Consider the following 1,239-nt stretch of genomic DNA (forward strand, 5'->3'; position numbering starts at 1 on the left):
CCGCCGGCCGTTTTGCAGGACCTCTCCGCGCTGATCAATGCCGGGCTGCAGGAAAAGGTTTACCAGCGCAAGGCGTATCAGCGGGAGTTAGCCCTGGCGTCGGCCATTACGGGGCTTAAGGAGGCGATGATCCGCCAGTTCGAACGTGACTATATCGATAAAAGCGAAAGCCTGGAGCGGGTCGCTGTTTATGGACCCTACGGCTATTCAACCGGCGGCGAACTGCCGGATAATCCGTACAGCAAAATTGCCGATAAAAAAATGAAACCGGAGGTTGCCAGAAAATGGGCGGACTATGAGCAGTATTATGACCCGGCTAAGGTGGCAGAATTTCAGGATAAATTTAACGCCATTTTAACCCGGTATAATAATGACGTTCTGGTTCCGCGCACCGCCATGTATCTGGCGTGGCTGCAGAGCGCCACGCTGCGGGGCTATTTTGCGCACAATTTTGACGGCGAAGATTTGGCAAACGGCATCGATTACGTCCAGACCCTGAACGGCTGTATTGCCGGTATGCAGGACAAGGTGGAGGTGCTTGCTTATTTTGAAAAATCACTGCTGGCGACGCCGACGGAAGCGAATAATATTCTGGCCAGAGCGCTGGTGCTCAACCAGGATGCGCTGGCGAAAAAGTTAGAGGAGGCGGTAAAAGACGCCGTCGACTGGTTTACGCTCCCCTGGAATAACCTGGCCGACGCCTTTAAGGATGCCATCGAAAAAATGCGTGAAAACGCCGCCGGCGTGGTGGGGATCTATATCGGCCTGCTTGCCGGGGTACTGAGTAAAGTGGTGAACCGGGCCCTTGACTCGGACCGCGTATTTACCTGCCTGGTGGCGACGGGGGCGCTGACCCGAAAGGCATTTATTCCGCTGGAGCGAAAGGCGACCTATAAAGAATTTGTGAAAAACGTGGTGAAAAAGCTGGCGGCGGAGAGCGGTATAACGCGCGGCGCGGATATAGACAGGCTGCACCACTATGTCAGCAAGGAGCTGAGGCGGCTGAGGATTGACGGGCTGCCGCTGGATCGCGTGATGTGGAAAAAGTTTCTGGTGATGGTGGAGACAGAGGAGCTTCACCGGCTGGCGTCGCTGCCGGCAACAGAGCGGGAAAAGGCCATCAGTAAGCTGCTGCGGACGGTGAACGACGTTGAGGCGCAGCAGTTCAGCCGCTGGCAGGGGGCGGTCCGGCGCGGCGTGCGCCAGGTGGGGGATGCGATGCCGTTTACGCTGGGGGTG

General features: G+C 56.8%; 1 pseudogene. It reads left to right on the plus strand.

The window, feature by feature from the left end:
- A pseudogene (locus tag GJV78_RS23185) lies at positions 1–1,239 on the plus strand (hypothetical protein); the annotation flags it as partial.

Source organism: Intestinirhabdus alba (assembly GCF_009711095.1).
GTDB lineage: Bacteria > Pseudomonadota > Gammaproteobacteria > Enterobacterales > Enterobacteriaceae > Intestinirhabdus > Intestinirhabdus alba.